This is a genomic window from Paenibacillus odorifer, from assembly GCF_000758725.1.
Lineage (GTDB): Bacteria > Bacillota > Bacilli > Paenibacillales > Paenibacillaceae > Paenibacillus_AQ > Paenibacillus_AQ odorifer.
In genome coordinates this window covers 3,396,792-3,415,042 of record NZ_CP009428.1, presented here as the reverse complement: position 1 = coordinate 3,415,042, position 18,251 = coordinate 3,396,792, and the positions used below count along the sequence as shown (strand labels likewise).

General features: G+C 45.7%; 19 protein-coding genes. 3 read left to right on the top strand and 16 right to left on the bottom strand.

Annotation, left to right across the window (positions count from 1 at the left end):
- Nucleotides 1-6: 6 nt before the first annotated feature.
- The 6 genes from PODO_RS14860 to PODO_RS14835 all read right to left on the bottom strand — a co-directional run bounded on the left by PODO_RS14860 (nucleotide 7) and on the right by PODO_RS14835 (nucleotide 4,672).
- Nucleotides 7-759, bottom strand: a complete 753-nt coding sequence (locus PODO_RS14860) for an amino acid ABC transporter ATP-binding protein (protein WP_036677280.1) — start codon at nucleotides 757-759, stop codon at nucleotides 7-9.
- Nucleotides 756-1,466 (bottom strand): amino acid ABC transporter permease, encoded by a 711-nt coding sequence (locus PODO_RS14855; protein ID WP_036677282.1) that lies wholly within the window; start codon nucleotides 1,464-1,466, stop codon nucleotides 756-758. The genes PODO_RS14860 and PODO_RS14855 overlap by 4 nt, the downstream gene beginning before the upstream one ends.
- A complete protein-coding gene (locus PODO_RS14850) occupies nucleotides 1,463-2,248 on the bottom strand; it encodes an amino acid ABC transporter permease (RefSeq protein WP_038571132.1) in 786 nt (261 codons plus the stop codon). The genes PODO_RS14855 and PODO_RS14850 overlap by 4 nt, the downstream gene beginning before the upstream one ends.
- Nucleotides 2,249-2,281: 33 nt before the next feature.
- Entirely contained in the window at nucleotides 2,282-3,139 is an 858-nt protein-coding gene (locus PODO_RS14845; protein WP_038571128.1) for a transporter substrate-binding domain-containing protein, read from the bottom strand.
- Between the two features lie 4 nt (nucleotides 3,140-3,143).
- On the bottom strand, nucleotides 3,144-3,659 hold the full coding sequence (locus PODO_RS14840; RefSeq protein WP_036677287.1) for a GNAT family N-acetyltransferase: 516 nt from the start codon (nucleotides 3,657-3,659) through the stop codon (nucleotides 3,144-3,146).
- Between the two features lie 119 nt (nucleotides 3,660-3,778).
- Entirely contained in the window at nucleotides 3,779-4,672 is an 894-nt protein-coding gene (locus PODO_RS14835; RefSeq protein ID WP_038571124.1) for a LysR family transcriptional regulator, read from the bottom strand.
- A gap of 294 nt (nucleotides 4,673-4,966) precedes the next feature.
- Between PODO_RS14835 and PODO_RS14830 the strand changes: the two genes are divergently transcribed.
- On the top strand, nucleotides 4,967-5,506 hold the full coding sequence (locus PODO_RS14830) for a GNAT family N-acetyltransferase (protein ID WP_036677290.1): 540 nt from the start codon (nucleotides 4,967-4,969) through the stop codon (nucleotides 5,504-5,506).
- A 105-nt stretch (nucleotides 5,507-5,611) separates the two neighbouring features.
- Here PODO_RS14830 and PODO_RS14825 read toward each other — a convergent pair whose 3' ends face one another.
- The 8 genes from PODO_RS14825 to PODO_RS14790 form a co-directional block, all read right to left on the bottom strand.
- Entirely contained in the window at nucleotides 5,612-7,549 is a 1,938-nt protein-coding gene (locus tag PODO_RS14825; protein ID WP_038571122.1) for a YhfM domain-containing protein, read from the bottom strand.
- A gap of 213 nt (nucleotides 7,550-7,762) precedes the next feature.
- The gene (locus PODO_RS14820; protein WP_038571120.1) at nucleotides 7,763-8,779 is read right to left on the bottom strand and encodes a sugar kinase; all 1,017 of its coding nucleotides are present in this window, start codon (nucleotides 8,777-8,779) and stop codon (nucleotides 7,763-7,765) included.
- Nucleotides 8,772-9,527 carry a 2-dehydro-3-deoxy-phosphogluconate aldolase gene (gene dagF, locus PODO_RS14815; RefSeq protein ID WP_038571118.1) on the bottom strand — a complete coding sequence of 252 codons (756 nt, stop codon included), beginning with the start codon at nucleotides 9,525-9,527 and terminating at the stop codon, nucleotides 8,772-8,774. The genes PODO_RS14820 and dagF overlap by 8 nt, the downstream gene beginning before the upstream one ends.
- On the bottom strand, nucleotides 9,520-10,572 hold the full coding sequence (locus tag PODO_RS14810; protein ID WP_051490980.1) for a DgaE family pyridoxal phosphate-dependent ammonia lyase: 1,053 nt from the start codon (nucleotides 10,570-10,572) through the stop codon (nucleotides 9,520-9,522). The genes dagF and PODO_RS14810 overlap by 8 nt, the downstream gene beginning before the upstream one ends.
- Before the next feature lie 13 nt (nucleotides 10,573-10,585).
- Nucleotides 10,586-11,719 (bottom strand): amidohydrolase/deacetylase family metallohydrolase, encoded by a 1,134-nt coding sequence (locus PODO_RS14805; protein WP_038571116.1) that lies wholly within the window; start codon nucleotides 11,717-11,719, stop codon nucleotides 10,586-10,588.
- 144 nt (nucleotides 11,720-11,863) lie between these two features.
- A complete protein-coding gene (locus tag PODO_RS14800) occupies nucleotides 11,864-12,757 on the bottom strand; it encodes a sugar phosphate isomerase/epimerase family protein (protein WP_036677301.1) in 894 nt (297 codons plus the stop codon).
- Between the two features lie 25 nt (nucleotides 12,758-12,782).
- Nucleotides 12,783-13,640, bottom strand: coding sequence for a sugar phosphate isomerase/epimerase family protein (locus PODO_RS14795; RefSeq protein ID WP_038571114.1), 858 nt, complete (start codon nucleotides 13,638-13,640; stop codon nucleotides 12,783-12,785).
- Nucleotides 13,637-14,695, bottom strand: coding sequence for a Gfo/Idh/MocA family protein (locus PODO_RS14790; protein WP_038571112.1), 1,059 nt, complete (start codon nucleotides 14,693-14,695; stop codon nucleotides 13,637-13,639). The genes PODO_RS14795 and PODO_RS14790 overlap by 4 nt, the downstream gene beginning before the upstream one ends.
- Before the next feature lie 123 nt (nucleotides 14,696-14,818).
- On the opposite strand from PODO_RS14790, the gene PODO_RS14785 reads away from it, so the two are divergent.
- Nucleotides 14,819-15,688 carry a helix-turn-helix domain-containing protein gene (locus tag PODO_RS14785; protein WP_038571109.1) on the top strand — a complete coding sequence of 290 codons (870 nt, stop codon included), beginning with the start codon at nucleotides 14,819-14,821 and terminating at the stop codon, nucleotides 15,686-15,688.
- A 70-nt stretch (nucleotides 15,689-15,758) separates the two neighbouring features.
- Here the strand turns inward: PODO_RS14785 and PODO_RS14780 are convergent, their stop codons facing one another.
- A complete protein-coding gene (locus tag PODO_RS14780) occupies nucleotides 15,759-16,262 on the bottom strand; it encodes a DUF1572 family protein (protein WP_036677310.1) in 504 nt (167 codons plus the stop codon).
- Between the two features lie 276 nt (nucleotides 16,263-16,538).
- On the opposite strand from PODO_RS14780, the gene PODO_RS14775 reads away from it, so the two are divergent.
- Nucleotides 16,539-17,108, top strand: coding sequence for a hypothetical protein (locus PODO_RS14775; protein ID WP_038571107.1), 570 nt, complete (start codon nucleotides 16,539-16,541; stop codon nucleotides 17,106-17,108).
- A 23-nt stretch (nucleotides 17,109-17,131) separates the two neighbouring features.
- Here PODO_RS14775 and PODO_RS14770 read toward each other — a convergent pair whose 3' ends face one another.
- The gene (locus tag PODO_RS14770; protein WP_038574485.1) at nucleotides 17,132-18,121 is read right to left on the bottom strand and encodes a quinone oxidoreductase family protein; all 990 of its coding nucleotides are present in this window, start codon (nucleotides 18,119-18,121) and stop codon (nucleotides 17,132-17,134) included.
- Nucleotides 18,122-18,251: the final 130 nt, after the last annotated feature.

The window sequence follows — 18,251 nt, the reverse complement described above, 5'->3', positions numbered from 1 at the left end:
TTCCTCCTATATGGAATAGTTAAATTCAGGTGTGATCCGCTTCAGGAACTGCCTCGTTCTTTCTTCGCGCGGATGGTTAAACAGCTCTGCCGGAGTCCCTTCTTCAACAATGACGCCTCCGTCCATAAAAACCACATGATTCGCCACATCACGAGCAAAGCCCATTTCATGAGTCACCACAATCATTGTGATGCCTTCCTTGGCAATTTTACGGATGACGGCCAGCACCTCACCCACTAACTCTGGGTCCAACGCCGATGTGGGTTCGTCGAACAATATAACCTCCGGCTCGAGTGCCAAGGCACGGGCAATGCCAACCCGCTGCTGCTGGCCTCCGGACAGCTGACTTGGATAGGCGTCCAGCTTGCTGCCAAGACCAACCTTTTCAAGTAGAGCAATACTCCGCTTTTTCGCTTCTTCCTTCGGAAGCTTTTTGACAATCAACAGTCCCTCCATCACGTTCTCCAGCGCGGTTTTATGGCGGAATAAATTGTACTGCTGGAACACCATTGCCGTTTTTTGCCGGAGCAGATGAATCTCCTTTTTACGGGCGTGCTTGCAGTTCACTTTGAAATCGCCGATGGCGATCTCTCCGCTGCTTGGCTTCTCCAGATAATTCACACAGCGTAAAAGTGTCGTTTTGCCTGAGCCGCTGGGACCGAGAATGACGACAACCTCGCCCTTCGTCACCGTTAAATCTATATTGTTGAGCACCTGATTCCGACCGAATGACTTCGAAATTTGCGCAAGCTTGATCATGCTACTCCACCTCGATTGTACAGATTAATTCTTTTTTCAATCAGCGACGTCACGCGTTCGATCAGGAACGTAAGTCCCCAGAAAATCAGTGCTGCCGCCAGATAAGCCTCAAAAAACTTCCAGTTCGTTGAAGCAACAATTTGCGCCTTAGCATTGATATCCACCACCGAAACGGTAAAAGCAAGGGTAGATCCATGCAGCATACCAATTACCGAATTTGACAGATTGGGCAGACTCGCCGCCAGCGCCTGAGGAAAAACAATCCGCCGCAGTGCCTGGGGCGTGGTCATGCCGATAGAATGGGCCGCTTCCAGCTGACCGCGATCCACCGCAAGCAGACCTGAACGGACGACTTCGGACATATAGGCTCCCGCTGTAATCGAGAACGAAATATAGGCAAAACCGATCATGGGAATCGATACCGACCTGAAGCTCCAGCCGAACTGTACCGCCAGACCATCGATTAATACGGGAAGCCCAAAATAGATGAGCAAAAGATGTGTCAGCATCGGTGTCCCGCGGATGAACGTAACATAACCGACAGCCAGCGGATACAGCAGCGGAATTCTGTATATCCGGATCAACGCTACAGCCACACCAATCACAAATCCAATGAGTACTGAGACAACAGTAATAGATAAGGTCACAGGAATTGCACTTAAAATTTGCACCAGAGCAGTCCAGATAAAAGATGGGTCCAGCTTCATAATCCGCTACCTCCTTTACCCGGTCCAAGTTCAGCAATGATGCGGCGGTAGGACCAGCTTTTGTTGATTTTGAACGATTTTTTCTCCGGTGTATTCCGTTTCTCATGCCGCAGCAGCCGGCGTTCTGCTATAAGCAGCAGTTTCTCGATTGTAAAGCTGATGACCAGATAGATTAGCGCAAGCGCGATATACGTTTCAATAAAATGCTGAGTTAAGCTGCCTAGCGTCTGTGCTTTACCTGACATTTCCATCACCCCAAGAGTAAAGGCCAATGACGTATCTTTCAGTAGAGCAATCACCAGATTGGAGAATACCGGAACTGCGATTCCGAGCGCCTGCGGCAGCACGATTCGCGTAAAGGCTTGAACCCCCGTCATTCCTGTAGCATAAGCAGCCTCTACCTGCCCCTTATCCACCGCCATTACAGAAGCCCGGATCATTTCGGACATGTATGCCCCCGTATGCAGCCCGTAAGTAAGTATCACAAAAACAAGCACGGGAGTCCGGGTCATATCGACATGAACCAGCTTCATAATTTCGGGCAGACCATAATAAAACAAGAAGAGCTGGATAAGAATCGGAGTTCCCCGAAAAAAAGAAATATAGATTTCGGAGATGGTTTTTAACACAGGCACTTTATAAAGTCTTGGCAGAGCTACGAGAAAGCCGACAAGAATTCCTGTCAGTAGAGAACAGGCGACAATCAGAAGCGTGGTGCTTAAAGTCTCTAGTAACTTAGGCAAAAACGAAAATACAAAGCTGATATCAAACTGTGCGCCCATATATTCCCTCCCTTCCCGTGCTCACCGGCTCAATCATTTAACCGAATCCGCTGTAACATCCGCACCCAACCATTCCGTACTAAGCTTGCCTAGTGTGCCGTCTGTCTTCAGCTCTTTAATCGCACTGTCAATCGCATCTGACAGCTTTTGTGAATCGGCATCATCCTTACGGAAAACATAGAGAATGTCCGCGGAGGACAGCTCGTCGCCCGTTGCTTTTAGCTGATTCTGCGGATCAATGATCGGTAGGACAAAATCTGCAGCCAGCGTTGCGTCCACACGACCAGTACTAATCTGTGCGACGGTATCATTCGCTGCACCATTCTGATACACGATATCAATCGCATTGTCATTCTCTTTATTGTAGTTCTCGAGTATTTGTGCTTGTGCACTCGTTGCACCTACAAGCACCTTTTTCCCTTTGAGATCATCAAGCGATTGGATTGAATTATTATCCTTTGCCACTACAATGCGGTTTCTCCAGTGGGCATAGGCTTCTTTGTTAAAAGAGTATTTCAGCTCCCGTTCCGGATTTTTCTCCATGACATGGGCGACCAAATCGATTTTTTTGGTTTCCAGGCTCAGCAGCAGATTGCTGAAATCCATGGTTTGAAATTCGAATTCATATTCTGGAAGCTGCTTATCGATTTCTTTGAGCAGTTCCACATCAAATCCGGTGAGTTTGCCGTTCTCATCTATGAAGCAGACTTTCGGAAAAGCAGTACCCGTGCCCACAATGATCTTAGTTACCTTAGCCGAATCCTTTGCCGGTGCCGCAGCTTCTGCTGTATTTCCATTCTGATTGCTGCTAGCACTGTTACTGTTGTTTCCGCAGCCGGCAATCGCCAGTGTCAATATCGATGCAAATACTAGTGAAATGGACTTTTTCATTGTTTTATCCCCTTTGAATGAACTGTGGTTTGTCTGTAAGTGTTTTTTTCAGCAGATACATAATGCCGTCACCGTTCTGCTGATCCAGTTCTAAAAACCGTTCGTACCCCCGGCGTTCATACATTTGAACCAACCACGGATGTTTCTTCGCCGTTGCCAGCGTGACTGCAGCCGAACCTAACTGTCCAGCAATAATGTTCTCTTCCACCCAATCCAAAAGTTTTCCACCATAACCTCTGTTACTGTAATCTGGATGAGCAGCAAACCATTTAATAAAAGGCAGTGGGCTAATCTTCTTAATCTCTTCTTCCTTTGAAAGGGTTATGGTCGCAACTATCGTTCCGTCAACTTCAAGCACATAACACTCATTCGTAGCTATATTGTCTTCAATAAGCGCCAAGTCGGCTGTGGCCGCCGGCCAATGCAGCCCAAGTTCACGAATCAGCTGATAAGCACGATATGTAACATCCAGCAATTGCTCCGCATCCTTCAGTTCTGCCAGCCTGTATACCTCACTCATCACATGCCCTCCAGCCTTTCGAAAATTAATTTTATAATCCCTATCGAATTAGTCGTGATTATATGCAATTAACTTTATCACTGCATGTGTCCATGCGCTAATAGAGTTTTTTAATACATCTATACAATTAGTCGATCTCCGACTTTACCAATCCCCAGTTCAAGCAAGGTTTCGATGAATTCTGCGTTCTCTCCATTTAGCGAAATCAAGCTGGTTCGTAAGGAGATGCCTTCCGTCTCCGCAATATCCACCCGGATCAGCGACCCCGTCGCCACTTCCTCTTGCACACTGAGGGCGGGAAGGAAACAGATGCCTGCTTTTTTCAATACCAGCTTTTTGGCTGTCTCCAGGTTATCTACCTGATATTCAATCTTCGGTGGCTGTTCCATGCTCTCAAATACACGATGCAGCCGCATCCAATCTAAAGAGCCACATTCAAAAAAAACCAACGTCTCCTGGCGGATATCCTCCAGTGAAGCCCGCTGTGCTCTAGCAAAGCGATGTCCCTCATGTACATACAGTGAGATGGGGTCCTCGCAGAAAGGAAAGGTTTGAATTGCCGGATTTACGATCTTACGGATAAAAGCCAAATCAAGCTCCTTCGATTTCAACTTTTCAGTCAATACTTCCGTAGAAGCTGTCATCAGCTTGATTGTGATATGAGGATATCTGCGCTTTAAATGGAGCATCAGATGGGGCATTAAATAATTGGAAACCGAGACCGTACTGCCGATTCTCAGTTCATTTGGAATGTGTCCCTTAGCCTGAACCTGATATTTACCGTTCTGATAGATCTGGAGAATCTGCTGGGCATAGGGAAGAAACTGTTTACCTTTATCCGTTAGGTTAATCTGCTTGCCCAACCGATCAAACACTTTGCAATCCAGTTCCCTCTCTAGCGATTGAATCCGGGCCGTTACTGTCGGCTGTGAGATATATAGAACTTCGGCCGCTTTATTGAAGCTTCCATAATGGTTGATGTAGACAAAAGCCTCAATATTTTCAATGTTCATCCCTAATCCCCCTATGCTTTTATTAAATTAACTATTCCGATGTAAAAACAATGAATTATAGCGATGCTTCCCTATAGATTTTGTTTATATCTTAGTCATCGCCCTATTTTTTGTCAACAATTAATTCCGTGTAAATCAATCGGATTTCGGATCAAACGTTATGTTTATTTCGTATAGAACTTTTCTATTCCTATATCAGAATTATGAAACCCCTCTTATTCCACTGGGAATTATCATATATAATAATCTCATTCGAATGAACATTACATTTGTTTGAAAGGGGATAGCGAAAACATGTCACAAAAGATCATTATCCGTGAAGCTGAGAATAAAGATCGTAATGCTATCGCCGATTTGCTGTTAGATGCATACCACCAATATTCGGAGATCATGCCTGAGCCGTTGTGGCTGGAGTATCGGAAATCGCTTCTTGATTCCGTTCATGGTGATACCCCGCTCGTTCGGATCATCGCTGAAATCGACAAGAAAATCGTTGGTAGCGCACTCTTGTTCAGTTCCTCGGAAACGGCTTACGGGAAACCGGAGCTCGGGATTCACTCCCCTATCCTACGTCTGCTAGCCGTATCTCCATCCGCTCGTGGTCTTGGCGTTGCAACTCTTCTGATTCGCGATGCTGCACGGAGATCACTACAGTTGGGTGCCACCACCTTGAACCTACACACCTCGGAAATGATGTCTTCAGCCATCAAACTGTACCAGCGCTTAGGCTTTAATCGTGCGTATGAGACCGATCTTATGAACGGTGACACTCTAGTACAAGGCTTCCGGCTAGACCTGCTGTCCTCCGTCCGTTCTACAGCGGGACAAATATAGAATTCGAGAATTCTTAAATATTTGTCTTTTAAATATAAAAAGAAGCCTCGGAAAGCTTCCCCAATGATCTTGTGTGATCGTTACGGTGAACTTCCCGAGGCTTATTTATTTTTCTTTTTTATAGGTGATTTCTTTAAAACTCACGGTGATTTCCCCCGTATTATCGATATCGCCCATTCGAAGATCTGTAGTAATGGTAGCACTGGAAGGGATGGACGAAAAGCTTGCCCCCTTCTGCTTCTTTTTTACATCATAGAGATAATAAGAAACACCCTTAACATTAAGCCCTATATTATCCTTGTGCATAAGTTCTACAGTATATGATTTTATCACGGCTACATTAGCGTCCATCCACCCCACAACTTCAATAGCCGTATCTTCATGATTGCCTTCAGTCTTAATGGATCCGATGGAAAGACCATCCTGATTATAAAAATTAATTTTTTGTGCAGCTATTTTCAGATAATCGATATCGATGTCAAGAATTCGGTTTTCGTTGATTTCTGCTGTATCCATCCAGGCAATCGTGCCCGCCGGGTTCCACTTTATTTTCTCAGAAGGTACATATTGCTCTTGTGGTAACGGTACAGTACGTAGCGAAACTCCTTTATTATCGTAAAAGGTTAATTCGCTGCTCTCATCATCATGTACAAATCTCTTAAAAGTTGGTGAGAGGAACAGGGATGGCGCCCCGGTCGTCGAATGTGGGATTACGCGATATTTCAGAAGATGGACATCGTCCTTTCCTGTTTTCAGATCAAAGATCCATACATTGCCGAGATAACTCTGCATAAACAATTTTTGCTCATCAGCTTTCCATTGAAATTTATAAATGTAATCATAATCATCAGAAAGCGGCCAGAAGTTTTCCCGAAGTCGTTCAATCTTTCCTGTAACAACATTATATGAGGACAAATGATATTGCCCGGCTTTTTTCGTCACATCCGATTCCAGAAATAATAGATGATCCTCATCCAGCGGGATTAGCATATTATAGTTGCTCATAAAAGCGTTATTCCATCGATTATTGGAATCGTTGAGTTCGTCGCTCCATTTCACCTTCACCTCATCCGTAGCAGGATCATGGGCTAACAAAGCGTTGACAGCATTGTGGTCGCCATAGAAAAGATGAATGGTATGATAAGAGATCCCTTGCAGTTCAACTACTGCTCCACCATTTAATAGATAGTTATTTTCGGATAGGCCCATCGGTTTGGCCACCAGATCTCCAATAGAGTTCCGTTCTGTATTAAACTCCAAACCATTAAATTTTGCTTCCGAGAACAGAATCTTTTTTAACTCAGCAGTTGATTCCTTAGTAAGTGTGTAGCCTGTATCCGTTTCGTTCACATTCATTAACATGCCTTGCTCGCTTGTCTCGGTAATCCATAAATGAAAGGCATATTTATTATTATCTGAAATTAGAACGATATCGTAGTTAGGCGTTGCGGTATTTAAATTCCCTGGTATTTGTACAGCGGTACGGATGGCTCGGACGAAAATATCTATGGTTTCATGATCTGTGTATTCATCCTTTATGTTAGCATTCACTGAACCATGTGCTAGAGAGTTTGCTAATGTGATTCGCTTGATGGTCTCATCGATCTTTAGATTATCGGATTCTACATGCTGATCATTTGATTCAAATAAGTTAAGCAAAGCAGCCTTATCCGTTTCAGATAACTTGTAATGCCCATTTTGTCCTGATTTGGTGAAAAGACCATTATTCTTGCCCATAATCCAGAATGAGAACTTTTCGTTTTCTTTATTCTTCAATTCAACAGTAGCCTCATATTCAGGTGCTGCAATATCAAGCTTCGCGTTGTCATACTCAGCAGTATGTATAGCTTTATTGAAACGTTCTATTAGCTTTTGGTCCGTTATGGTTATTAATCCGCCGCTATCATCATGGATTGTAATGGAGTCCACAGAACTCAGATCGATTAGCGTTTGATTCGCTTTATCTTTATCCCCTGTATTGACACATCCAACAAAGATTATTGAAATAACTGCTAAAAGGGCTAGTAGATTTAACTTTTTCATATAGCCTCCCCCTTCTTATTCTCTCTTCTTTGACGCCGGTTAGAGGATAAAGTTGCAAAAAATGAGATTTTACACCTATTTAAAAAGACCTAAATAAGCCAAATCTAGCCTGTAGCCATTGGATCAGATTCTTGATCTGAGCAAAGTTACAGTGTCTGTAGCGATAAAAAAAGCCACCGCACAGGCCTGTTCTCCTGTAAGGCAGCTTCTTCTTTATCTCAATATATCTCTTACAGCACCTGTCAGCACACCAATAACTTCTTGCTCGGTGGCCAGCGGAGAATCTCCTTCTACTGTGTGGGCTAGCATACCGGCCGTGGCCGCAAAGGCTACAGTATGCTGAGGATCAAAACCTTCCAGCTCTCCGTGAATTATACCACTGGCATATGCATCTCCAGCCCCGACTCTATCAAGCACCGGAAAGCTTAAGGTCTCGGAATATGCGAAGCGACCGGATTTGAAGATATAACCGCGCAACGAATGGCGGTTATCTTCATGGATGGACCGATGCGTTCCTGCTATCGTACATAGACTGTAGCGTGAAGCTACTGCGGGAATTAGCTCCTGAAGTTGTTCTTCCCTTGAAGTTCCCTCGGGCTTCATACCAAGGATTAGCATTGCGTCTTTTTCATTCATCAGCACGATGTCGGCCAAATGCAGCATGTCTTCATAATGGAAACGCGCCAGCTCATAGCCTCTCTCTCCCCAAAGCGATGGGCGGTAATTGCAGTCAAAAACGACTAGACCACCGCGCTGCTTAACCGTTTCTGCATAAGTTTTCATCGCTTTTCGCACACCGTCGTTCATTGCCAGCGTTATCCCACAGAAATGAACAGCATCCGCGAGGTCTGCCAGCTCTGCGAATGGATAAGTGCCCGGAGGAGCAGTATTGAAGCTGCTCTCCGGGCGACCGGAATAAGTCACTCGGGAGGGGCGAGCCCCGAATCCGTTTTCAAGAAAGTACATCCCTATACTTGAGCCCCCGCGCTGGATATGCTCCGGCTGGATACCCAGTCGCCGAAGATAGGCTGTTGCTGCGTCACCAATAGGATTCGCAGGCAGCCTCGACACCATGCTTCCTTGATGTCCGTATCGGGACAATGCAGACAGTACATTGACGCCGGTGCCGGAAAAGGAATACTTCAGCAGGTTACCCTGAGATAACAGTTCAAAGCCTGGTACCTGTAGCCGCATCATTATTTCACCAAAAGCGGCGATATGTTTAGGCATATTGATCCGCCAGCTTTTTCATCGTCCGATACAGCTGTTGTATGTCCGCCACTCTCGTTCTTCCGCTCTGCGGATCGATGATCGATGTATAGACATGGGGAATCACCTGCGGCACTCCTGCTTCCAATATAATGGACAAGATCTCTTCAAAGTTGTCCAGATCGATACCGCCGGTCGGCTCCAGCGCAAAACCCTCTTCCGCACAGGCTTTGGCCACAGCGATTAGCTCCGCTTTACGGCTCAGCCCCTGCATCGGAAAATACTTTAAAGCATTTCCGCCCATATCCCGGACCAATGCAATCGCCGCATTTACGGGAATTACAGCTGGTACAGATTGTGCCGCACTGGCCGGGCCGGTGGAGATATTCACAAAACCAGGTTGTCCCGTTGGTGCGATCATGCTGTTAATCCAACTATCTTTCGCTCCAAGGTTGGCACGGGTCGCCCCAACTGCCGGGAACACCTGATTAATATGGCTGCCAGCATAGGATTTGACAATCTCTGCAACAACAGCAGCTTGCCGATTATCACCCGCACCTAGTCCTATCGATACCGCACCGTCAATTTCCCGCCCATATGCCTCCATCGCCTGTACGGCTTCCTCTACCGTTGCATAATCTTTGGACAATACACCGACCAGTACATAACCTTCGGCGGCAGTAAACACTTCTTTGGCATTTTCTATATCCTTAGCCAATACGTTTAAGGCCACCCGACCTTTATAGAACCGCTTGTTAATTTCAGACATTGCTTGCCCCTCCTGTCAATTCCCTTATCCTCGCAGTAATCATTTCTATGTCATCACCCATTAGCGGACGCGGATCAATATCAAAATAACCTTGCCTTACCCCATAGTCTCTAGTGTATATAGCCACTTCACCTTGTTGAAGCTGCTGGGATAGCTCAAGTGCTGTTATTCCGCACTGATTCGGGTCCACATGGATGCGTCCACGATAAATTGCCCGGCCTGCTTCATCCTGCACGATAGCTACCCGAATTCCGGGAAGCCCGTCGAGCGGCATCAGCAATTGGAGCGTAGCTTTTTCCTTTTCGCTTGTATCCTGCTTGTGAGCATATTCATCCAACGCCTGCATCAGGCCGAAGGATGTTTCCTTACCAACCTTCATGCTGCGGCCAATGCCGTGAAGCTGCACTTTCAGCCATTCAATATAAAGACGTTTTCCCGCCACAAGTCCGGATGTTGGACCTTCTATAGCTTTGGAGCCACTATAAATAACCAGATCGGATATTTGCACGTATTTCTGCAGATCCTCTTCCGCTGCAGCATCTACAATAAGCGGTACGTTATGAGTTTGGGCCACAGCCCAAGCTTCCTCTACAGAGATCATATTCTTCTGAACGGCATGATGAGATTTGACGTACAAAATAGCTGCAGTCTGATCCGAGATCGCAGCGGCCAAATGCTCCGCCCGTCCTTCATTGGCATAACCTGCTTCCACCACCTTACCGCCACCGAGATAAACCATGGTTTCTACTGGTGCACCGTATTGTACGTTATGACCTTTTAGCATTACAATTTCATTTCTAAAAATGCTATCCTGATGGAGCCGCAGACTTGTACGAATATTACCGCGGGTTACCAGCGCAGCCACCGATAAAGCGATTCCACTGGAAGCCGAGTTCACGATCACCGCTGCTTCAGAACCTGTATGACGTGCAACATAATCTCCCGCTTTATCCACCAAATCGGCGATTTCCACATAACTCTGTCCGCCTTGACGCATAGCTTCCATCACCGTATCGGTCGGTGCCGATACCCCGAGGATGCTCATCCGGCCGCTTGCATTAATAACTCTTTTCAGGCCGTATTTCGCATTCCATGTATTTGTCACCTATGATCACCCCTATTGCTTGAATGGTTTGCTGCGCTACCCGGCGTTCCCCCTCAGAATCTACCAGCTCAATCTTCTCATCCGTCACACGAAAAAGGGTCAGATTCGCCTTGTTATTGATCCGAATCTCCCCAAGTTCCGGGCGTCCCAGCCACTGGGCTGCTCTGCTCGTCACTCGCGCAATTGTTTCTTCAAGGGAATATCCCAGTGCGAGAAACTTGTTTAACAGATTCGCCATGGAGTAGACGGGACCATTCATACGGTTGCCTCTGTATATGTCTGTGCTGATCGTATCCGGATCAATACCGTTTTGTTTGGCCGCCTCGGCCACAGCGAACGAGAAGCTAGCCGTACCGTGTCCCACATCCAAGTGAACTCCTCGCTCAATAGCATCTTTTAGCACCTGGAGCGGACGATTCTCCTTATCGAATAAATTGTTGCTTTTACCATTTAGATAATGGGTTATCACGTCGTTGCGTTGAAGTAGCGGTAGAACCTCACGAATATCCGGCGGAGCGGAGCCAATATGTACCATCAGCGGCAGCCCGGTCTTCTCCGAGAGCTCCAGCGCATGATGAAGCGGTTGAATGCCATTGTCACCCACTACGCTTTTGCTGATTCTGGCCTTCAAGCCTACGATAAATTCTGGATAAGCAACTACCGCCTGAAGCACCTTTTCATGATCAATCCACTCTAGTTGGGACAACTCGTCAATTCGCATCAGGCCAATCTTTGAAATGTTAAGAAAAGCTAACAGTTGCGTTGCTGACTTTTCCCCCGCCTCCGCCAGCTCACCCATCCGCTCCGCTCCGCAGCTACCTGCGTCCACGAGCGTAGTCACGCCGCATCTGATTCCAATCTCATCGATCTCGTCACCATACGGATTCAGTTCTGCAAACGCATGTACATGTAAGTCGATCCAGCCGCTAGAAACATACGCCCCATTGGCTTCCACGACCTTGAACCCATGCTCTTCGGCGGTGCCACCGGGAACTATCTGGACTATGTTACCATCAGCTATGACAATGTCCATTTCCGTTCCATTCAGGACTTTCGCCCGGCGGAGGAGTAAACGTTCTGCTGTCATCGTCACACCTTCTTTCCAAATTCAGAACATTACCGTCCTAGGTCTTTCCCGCACACTCTATAACACAAACAGTCCCAATGGATGTAAGATCTTTTTTCACAGGGACTGTTTGGATGAACTATTTAATCTTTATTACTACCGTGTTCAGACCCGAAAACCCTTCAAAAAATTCACAGCCTGGCGGATATCTTCCTCCGGATTAGTGCCAACCTCCCGTTCTATGGTCAGGAATCCTGTATAACCGATGTCGTTCAGCGCTTGCAGATAGTTGTTCCAATCAACAGAACCCGCTCCGAGCGGAACTTCACGGAATGCCGAGCCGGTCTCGGCCATTTCAGCGATCTTCTCATGGTCTAATGCTGGTGCTTCATAACCATATTGACCGTAAACATCGCGCGGATCGATATCGGCAAGCTTGAGACCATCTTTAGCATGGGTGTGTACAATGTAATCTTTTAGAGTATGAACACCTTGCACCGGATCATCACCAGTCACCATGACCATATTGGCCGGATCAAAATTAACGGAAACCCCTCTGGAACCCAGACCGTCGAGGAAAGTCTTCAGACGTGCAGCGGGTTCTGGCCCAGTCTCAATCGCAAAATAAGAATTCATCTCATGTGCATATCTGCTAAGTTCCTCACAGGCAATGTGCATGGTTTCATAAATTTTACTGGCTGGGTTAGAGGGAACAATACCGATATGTGTAGTTACGATATCTGTACCTAGCTCCTTAGCCAGTTCCATAATGCGCTTGGACTTTTCAATTTTGGCACGGTTCTGGGCAGGATCCTGAAAGCCATGTCCGCCTAAATCTCCAACGAGGGCAGAGATTTCTAAACCCAGCGAAGCAATGTAATCCTTCCATTCACGGCGTGCTGACTGAGAGAGAGTAGCGGGATCAAATTCGCCTTGCACCGCATAAATCTGAACTCCATCTGCCCCAGCTTCTTTTGCCTTACGCAATCCCTCTTTCACTCCAACCTGAAAGCTGTCTACGATAACACCGATTTTATTAGTGATAATTGGTTTAACCATGGCAATAATCCTCCAGTATAATGAATTAGATTTGGTTCCAAACCCGCTTGATGTATTCCAGCCCCAGTCTTGTTCCCTTACGGCACTCTTCCATTCCCTCAAATTCTACAGAGATATATCCGTCGTAACCGCTTTCTTTAACGATTCGAATTACACTCGGCATGTCGATGTCTCCTTGACCAACGATGGCACCTCTCAACCAGTTCCCACCGGAGGATTGGAACCAACCTTCGCCAGGCTGGCGGTCTTGCGGACGAATATAGAAATCTTTGAAATGCACCATCGAAGCAAGCTTGATGTTGTTAGGTACAGCTATTAGCGGGTTCTCATCTGCGCACAGGAAATTCCCAATGTCGAGTGTTGTACGGAAGTTGTCTCTTCCTACGGCATGAACCAGCGCCTGTACACGATCGCTGTGCTGAATAAAGTATCCATGATTCTCCACACTGGTCGTAATGCCCAAACCTGAAGCATAATTCGCAATTTCTCGGCAGGCTTCAGCCAAACGTGGAAGCTCTTCCAAAAAATGCGTGATGGATAGATCGTTTGAGGAGGCTACATCATGCCGCATCCGCTGGATGCCTAATGCCGCGCACACGTCTACTTCCCGCTTTACCCGCTCGACTTCCCGCTGCATTTCCGCTGTCTCCAGCCCGGCAAAGTTCGCCCCGATAGCATAATTGGATAACTCTAGTCCACGACCCGCTGCTGTTCGTGCAATCTGATCAATTAGCTCAGGATTTTCAACCAAATTGATACCCAAGGGTACAATCTCCGCATGTTCTGCGCCCAGATCGGCGATCGTCTCAATGACTCCTTCAAGCGTGAGCTCACCCGTCGAAAAAGCTGAATGCAGACTGTAAGTGCTGATTCCTAACTTCATAGTTTCACCTCTTCACCTTTGGCTGCGGATTCATAGATCGCGCCGAGTACCTTCATGATTGTAACGCCGTCTTGCACAGGACTAATCGGTGTAGAGCCGGTACTGATGTTGCTCGCAAAATGATTAATTTCATTCTGGAATGCACTGTTGAACTCAAACCCCTTATTATCGGTCTGCGGATAGGTATTGACGATCGTATCCGCCTGTTCTTTAACAATGACTATCTCAGGATCAATTTCAAAACCACCCTTGTCACCGTACAGGCGTACCGAACGCTCGTCTTCTTTGGCATGCAGTGTAAAGCTGACATCGACCATCAGTGAAGCTCCATTCTCAAAGCGTATCAGTGCATTCGCTAAATCTTCCACCGTATTGTTCGCTGCGTCGTAATCCGCGGCTTTATAGAAAGAGAGATTCTTGATATTAGAACGATTGCCGAGCTTCCGGTAGGTATTGGCACTTACCGATACTGGATTCGGACGGCCCATCAAATACCAGCAAAGATCGATCACATGGACGCCAATATCGATCAGCGGTCCGCCGCCGGAGCGTTCAATATCACTGAACCAGCCGCCGGGATTGCCTAGTCTACGGAACGTCGTTGCCTTTGCATAGTAGATTTCGCCGAATTCTCCTTGTTCCACCAATGTCTGAAGGAGCTGGGCATTGGAGTCATAACGTCGTACAAAGCCTACTTGCAAAATCTTGCCGCTCTTTTCCACTGCTTGCTGTACCTGAAGCGCTTCTTCAACCGTACGGCAAAGCGGCTTTTCCACAAGCACATGCTTGCCTTCCTCAAGCGCCGCGATGCTGATCTCGGCATGGGAGTTGTTCCATGTGCAGATGCTGACTGCATCTATTTCGGAATTGGCCAGTAATTCACGGTAATCCGTATATACCTTCTCGACGTTATATTCTGTAGCTACTTCGCGTGCACGTTCTTCATTCAGATCACATACCGCATATATGGTTGTCTGCGGATTATTCCGATAAGCACTTAAGTGCATGCCGGAGATAGAGCCCGTACCTATTACGCCAATTTTGATCTTATCCATTAACACTCGCTCCTTTATTTTGCATAGGTTATGATTCGTATTATAATGATTTCAACCCTAAATACCATGCAGAGCCTTGCGGTTTCATTTGTACAATTGTGCTATAGGAGGTGCAGTCTATAAATGTTGGACTATGATAAACATCTACAGGAACCCATGGACATGCCGGATCCCGAGTTCCCGATTAAAGTACATACCCAGCGCTTCAACCAAGAAGGAGTTATGTTGTTCCCACATCATTGGCATGAGCATCTTGAGTTTATATTTATTGAAAGTGGTGAGGCTGTTTTTGAGTGCGGACGAACACCAATTAACGTCCGGGCTGGCGATTTAGTTGCTGTGAACAGCAACGAGCTGCATTATGGGGTAAGCGCTTCTTCTGATTTATTGTATTATGCGATTATTGCAGATACTTCCTTGCTGCATAGTGCGGTAAGCGACGCTGCTGAAACCAAGTTCATCGCCCCGATTCAGCGGAACCAGCTGCTGTTACGTAACCATATCCGGGGGGATCAGCACATTACAGACTGTGCGTTGGCGATTATCCGGGAACTGGAACGTCGCGAATTTGGTTACGAGCTGGCTGTCAAATCCGAGCTGTACCGCCTGCTAACACTGTTGTTGCGCAGACATATCGTCACCGTACTCTCACAAGCGGAGCAAGAAAGACGTATTCAGACCGTTGAACGCTTCGCACCTGTTTTGCGTTATATCGATACCCATTACCAGGAGCCGATTCAAGTTGACGAACTTGCGGCGCTAGCGGGGTTAAGCCGCTTCCATTTCAGCCGTCTCTTTAAGGAACTCACTGGGCATACGATATCGGAATATGTAAATGCTGTCCGTTTAGACCGTGCAGATTATTTGCTCCGCCATACCCAGCTAACGATTTCTGAAATCGCTACCACTACTGGCTTCAGCGATATCTACTACTTCAGCCGCACCTTTAAAAAACATAAAAAGGTAACCCCTAGCAGTGTGAGAGGATTCTAGTTAGAGTGAACAAAGGACTGCCTCTTGGCAGTCCTTTGTTAGTGTATGTATCGTTCCTCTAGTTAAACTGTCATTGCCATACAAGCTGACCCTTTCTTATTTTTGCTGCATAAATGATTTGGCCTGTATGATAATGGACTTCTCTCACCATCGCTATCATGAGATTAAGAGCGGTAGTCTCGTTATTTACTTGGCTATATGTAAGTGGTGGTAAATTAAGAAAGGGTTGTGACATCAATAACTCCGGGTTAGATTGGAGCCGTTCAAGATATTGGATGATAATATCAAAAGCATCCCTGGTCATGGTTATGGCTTGTTCTTTTGTCATTTCTAGGCCTCTTTCAAACTCCCTCTCCCTATCTCTAGTATCCGGAATATCTAAAAGGATAGTTTCAATTCGTGAATGTACTGCCCCGCTAATATGAGCAACCAAATTTGCAATACTGTTACTTTCCACGGTTGGGGACCATGTAATATCCTCTTGGGTACATTGCTCGATTGCTTGGAGCGTCCATTTCTTTTCCGATCTAAATTTGACTAACATACTTTCAATTAACTCAATGGCGATATCCATTGCTAACCTCCTATTAATAAAACCTATGTATAATTTTACCAAACACATCTCCTCTGTCAAATGAAATCTAGTCCCAATGCTATTTTTATGCCACAATGTTTTGTTACATTCTTATCCTGGCTCCTGAGAAAAAATAACTCTTTCATTTAACACCAAGAAGGTCAGGTAAGGGTAGTTCCCTCTACTGACCTTCTTATATTTTATTAATGGTGTAAAAGAAACTATCTTCCATCTTATGGGTATAATTAACATAAAGCTCTATAGGAGGGAAAATCATTGAGAAAAATAAGGAAGCTGATTCTTTTAGGATTTTGCATCATGATTTTACCGGGAACCGTGATTTATGCTGCAGCTGGCTCATCTGAAGTATCATTATATTTGAATAATGTGCTTCAAAAACAGCCCGCAATATTGTCCGAAGGTTCGGTTTCCTTGACGACTGAACAGTTGTCTAAAGATTTATTTGCACTATTCGCCTTGGATGAATCAGGTAAAACGGTTCGAATCTACAAGCCTAATATAAACATGGTTATGCTCGATAATAATGGAGAGATTTTTGGTAAAGTAAAAAGCCCGTCACGTTTTGCATTTTCTACTCTATTACAGGTGGATCATTTAAAAACAGAAATTTCAGATATTAAGGTTGTGATCACCGATCCTGCGGACAAAACAGAAACCATTGATGCTCAACAAATTAAGAACAGCGAAGAAAACTTTTGGTTCAAAACCAACGAGTATACATATTCCTTTAATACAAAGGGCACCTACACTATTCAAGTGTTTTTTAAAGATGTGGCTTCGAAGAAGTGGTTTCCTGTCTCCGAAATCGATATTTTTGGCATTTGACTTCCAGTTATAAGGGACTCAGCTCATTCTATTCTTATCGCGATATTACCAAATTGTTCTCCCTGCTGCATTCGGTGAAATGCCTGAACTGTGTCTTGTAAAGGATACACTCGATCAATGATAGGTCGAATCGAATGATGTTCCATAAACTGAAGCATATCCGCAAACTCTTCACTACTTCCCATTGAGCTACCTATGATACTAATTTGCGGGAAAAATATGGCTCGCGTCGGGATTTCCATTCGATCTCCTGAGCTTGCACCAAATGTGACAATACGTCCATTGGGTTTAATAATATCAAAGTAATGCGGGAACGTCGCAGGCCCAATGCTGTCGAGGATGAGATGAACGGTGTCTCCATTCATGCTTTCCTTCCAATTGCTATGACTGTCAAAAGCATGGTCAGCTCCATGAGCGAGTGCAGCTAGTCTTTTCGATTCACTGCGTGAAGTGACACTGATACGTGCACCCACCGCTGAAGCCATCATCATGGCATATGTCGCAACCCCACCACCAATGCCAGGTATAAGAACGTGTTCACCTTTCTTTAAGCGGCCTCTAGTAAACAGCGCCCGATAGGCTGTTAAGGCTGATAAGGGCAGCACGCCGGCTTCTTCCCATGACAGGTAAGCTGGCTTGCTGACGGCATTTTGCGCTGGAATGATGATTGACTCAGCGAATGTACCCTCTGAAGGTCCCCCTACAATGGCTGGAACGTTAGGAACATTGTCGGCATATTCCCATCCGATGCACGGATTAATGATGACATCTTCACCAACATTATGATCAAGTACACCTTCACCTATTGCTTCAATTCTCCCCGCGCCATCAGAGCCGATAATCAAAGGAGTATCCTGTTTTGTTCTGTCATCCATGATAAACAAGTCCCTGTGGTTCAGCCCTGCAGCCTTTAACCTAACCTTCACTTCTCCAATCCCCGGTCTTTTATCCATAATCTCTTTATAGTTCAAGCCCTTCAGGCCACCTTCTCCAGCATGTACAATGGCTTTCATCATCCAAGCCCCTTCCTCAAGTTGTTATTAATGAATCTATAATAAATTTTACATAGTGGGTGTAATCCAGTAAAATGATCAAAACTGAAGGTGACTATCATAAATCATCATACCAAGAAGGTGCAAAGGA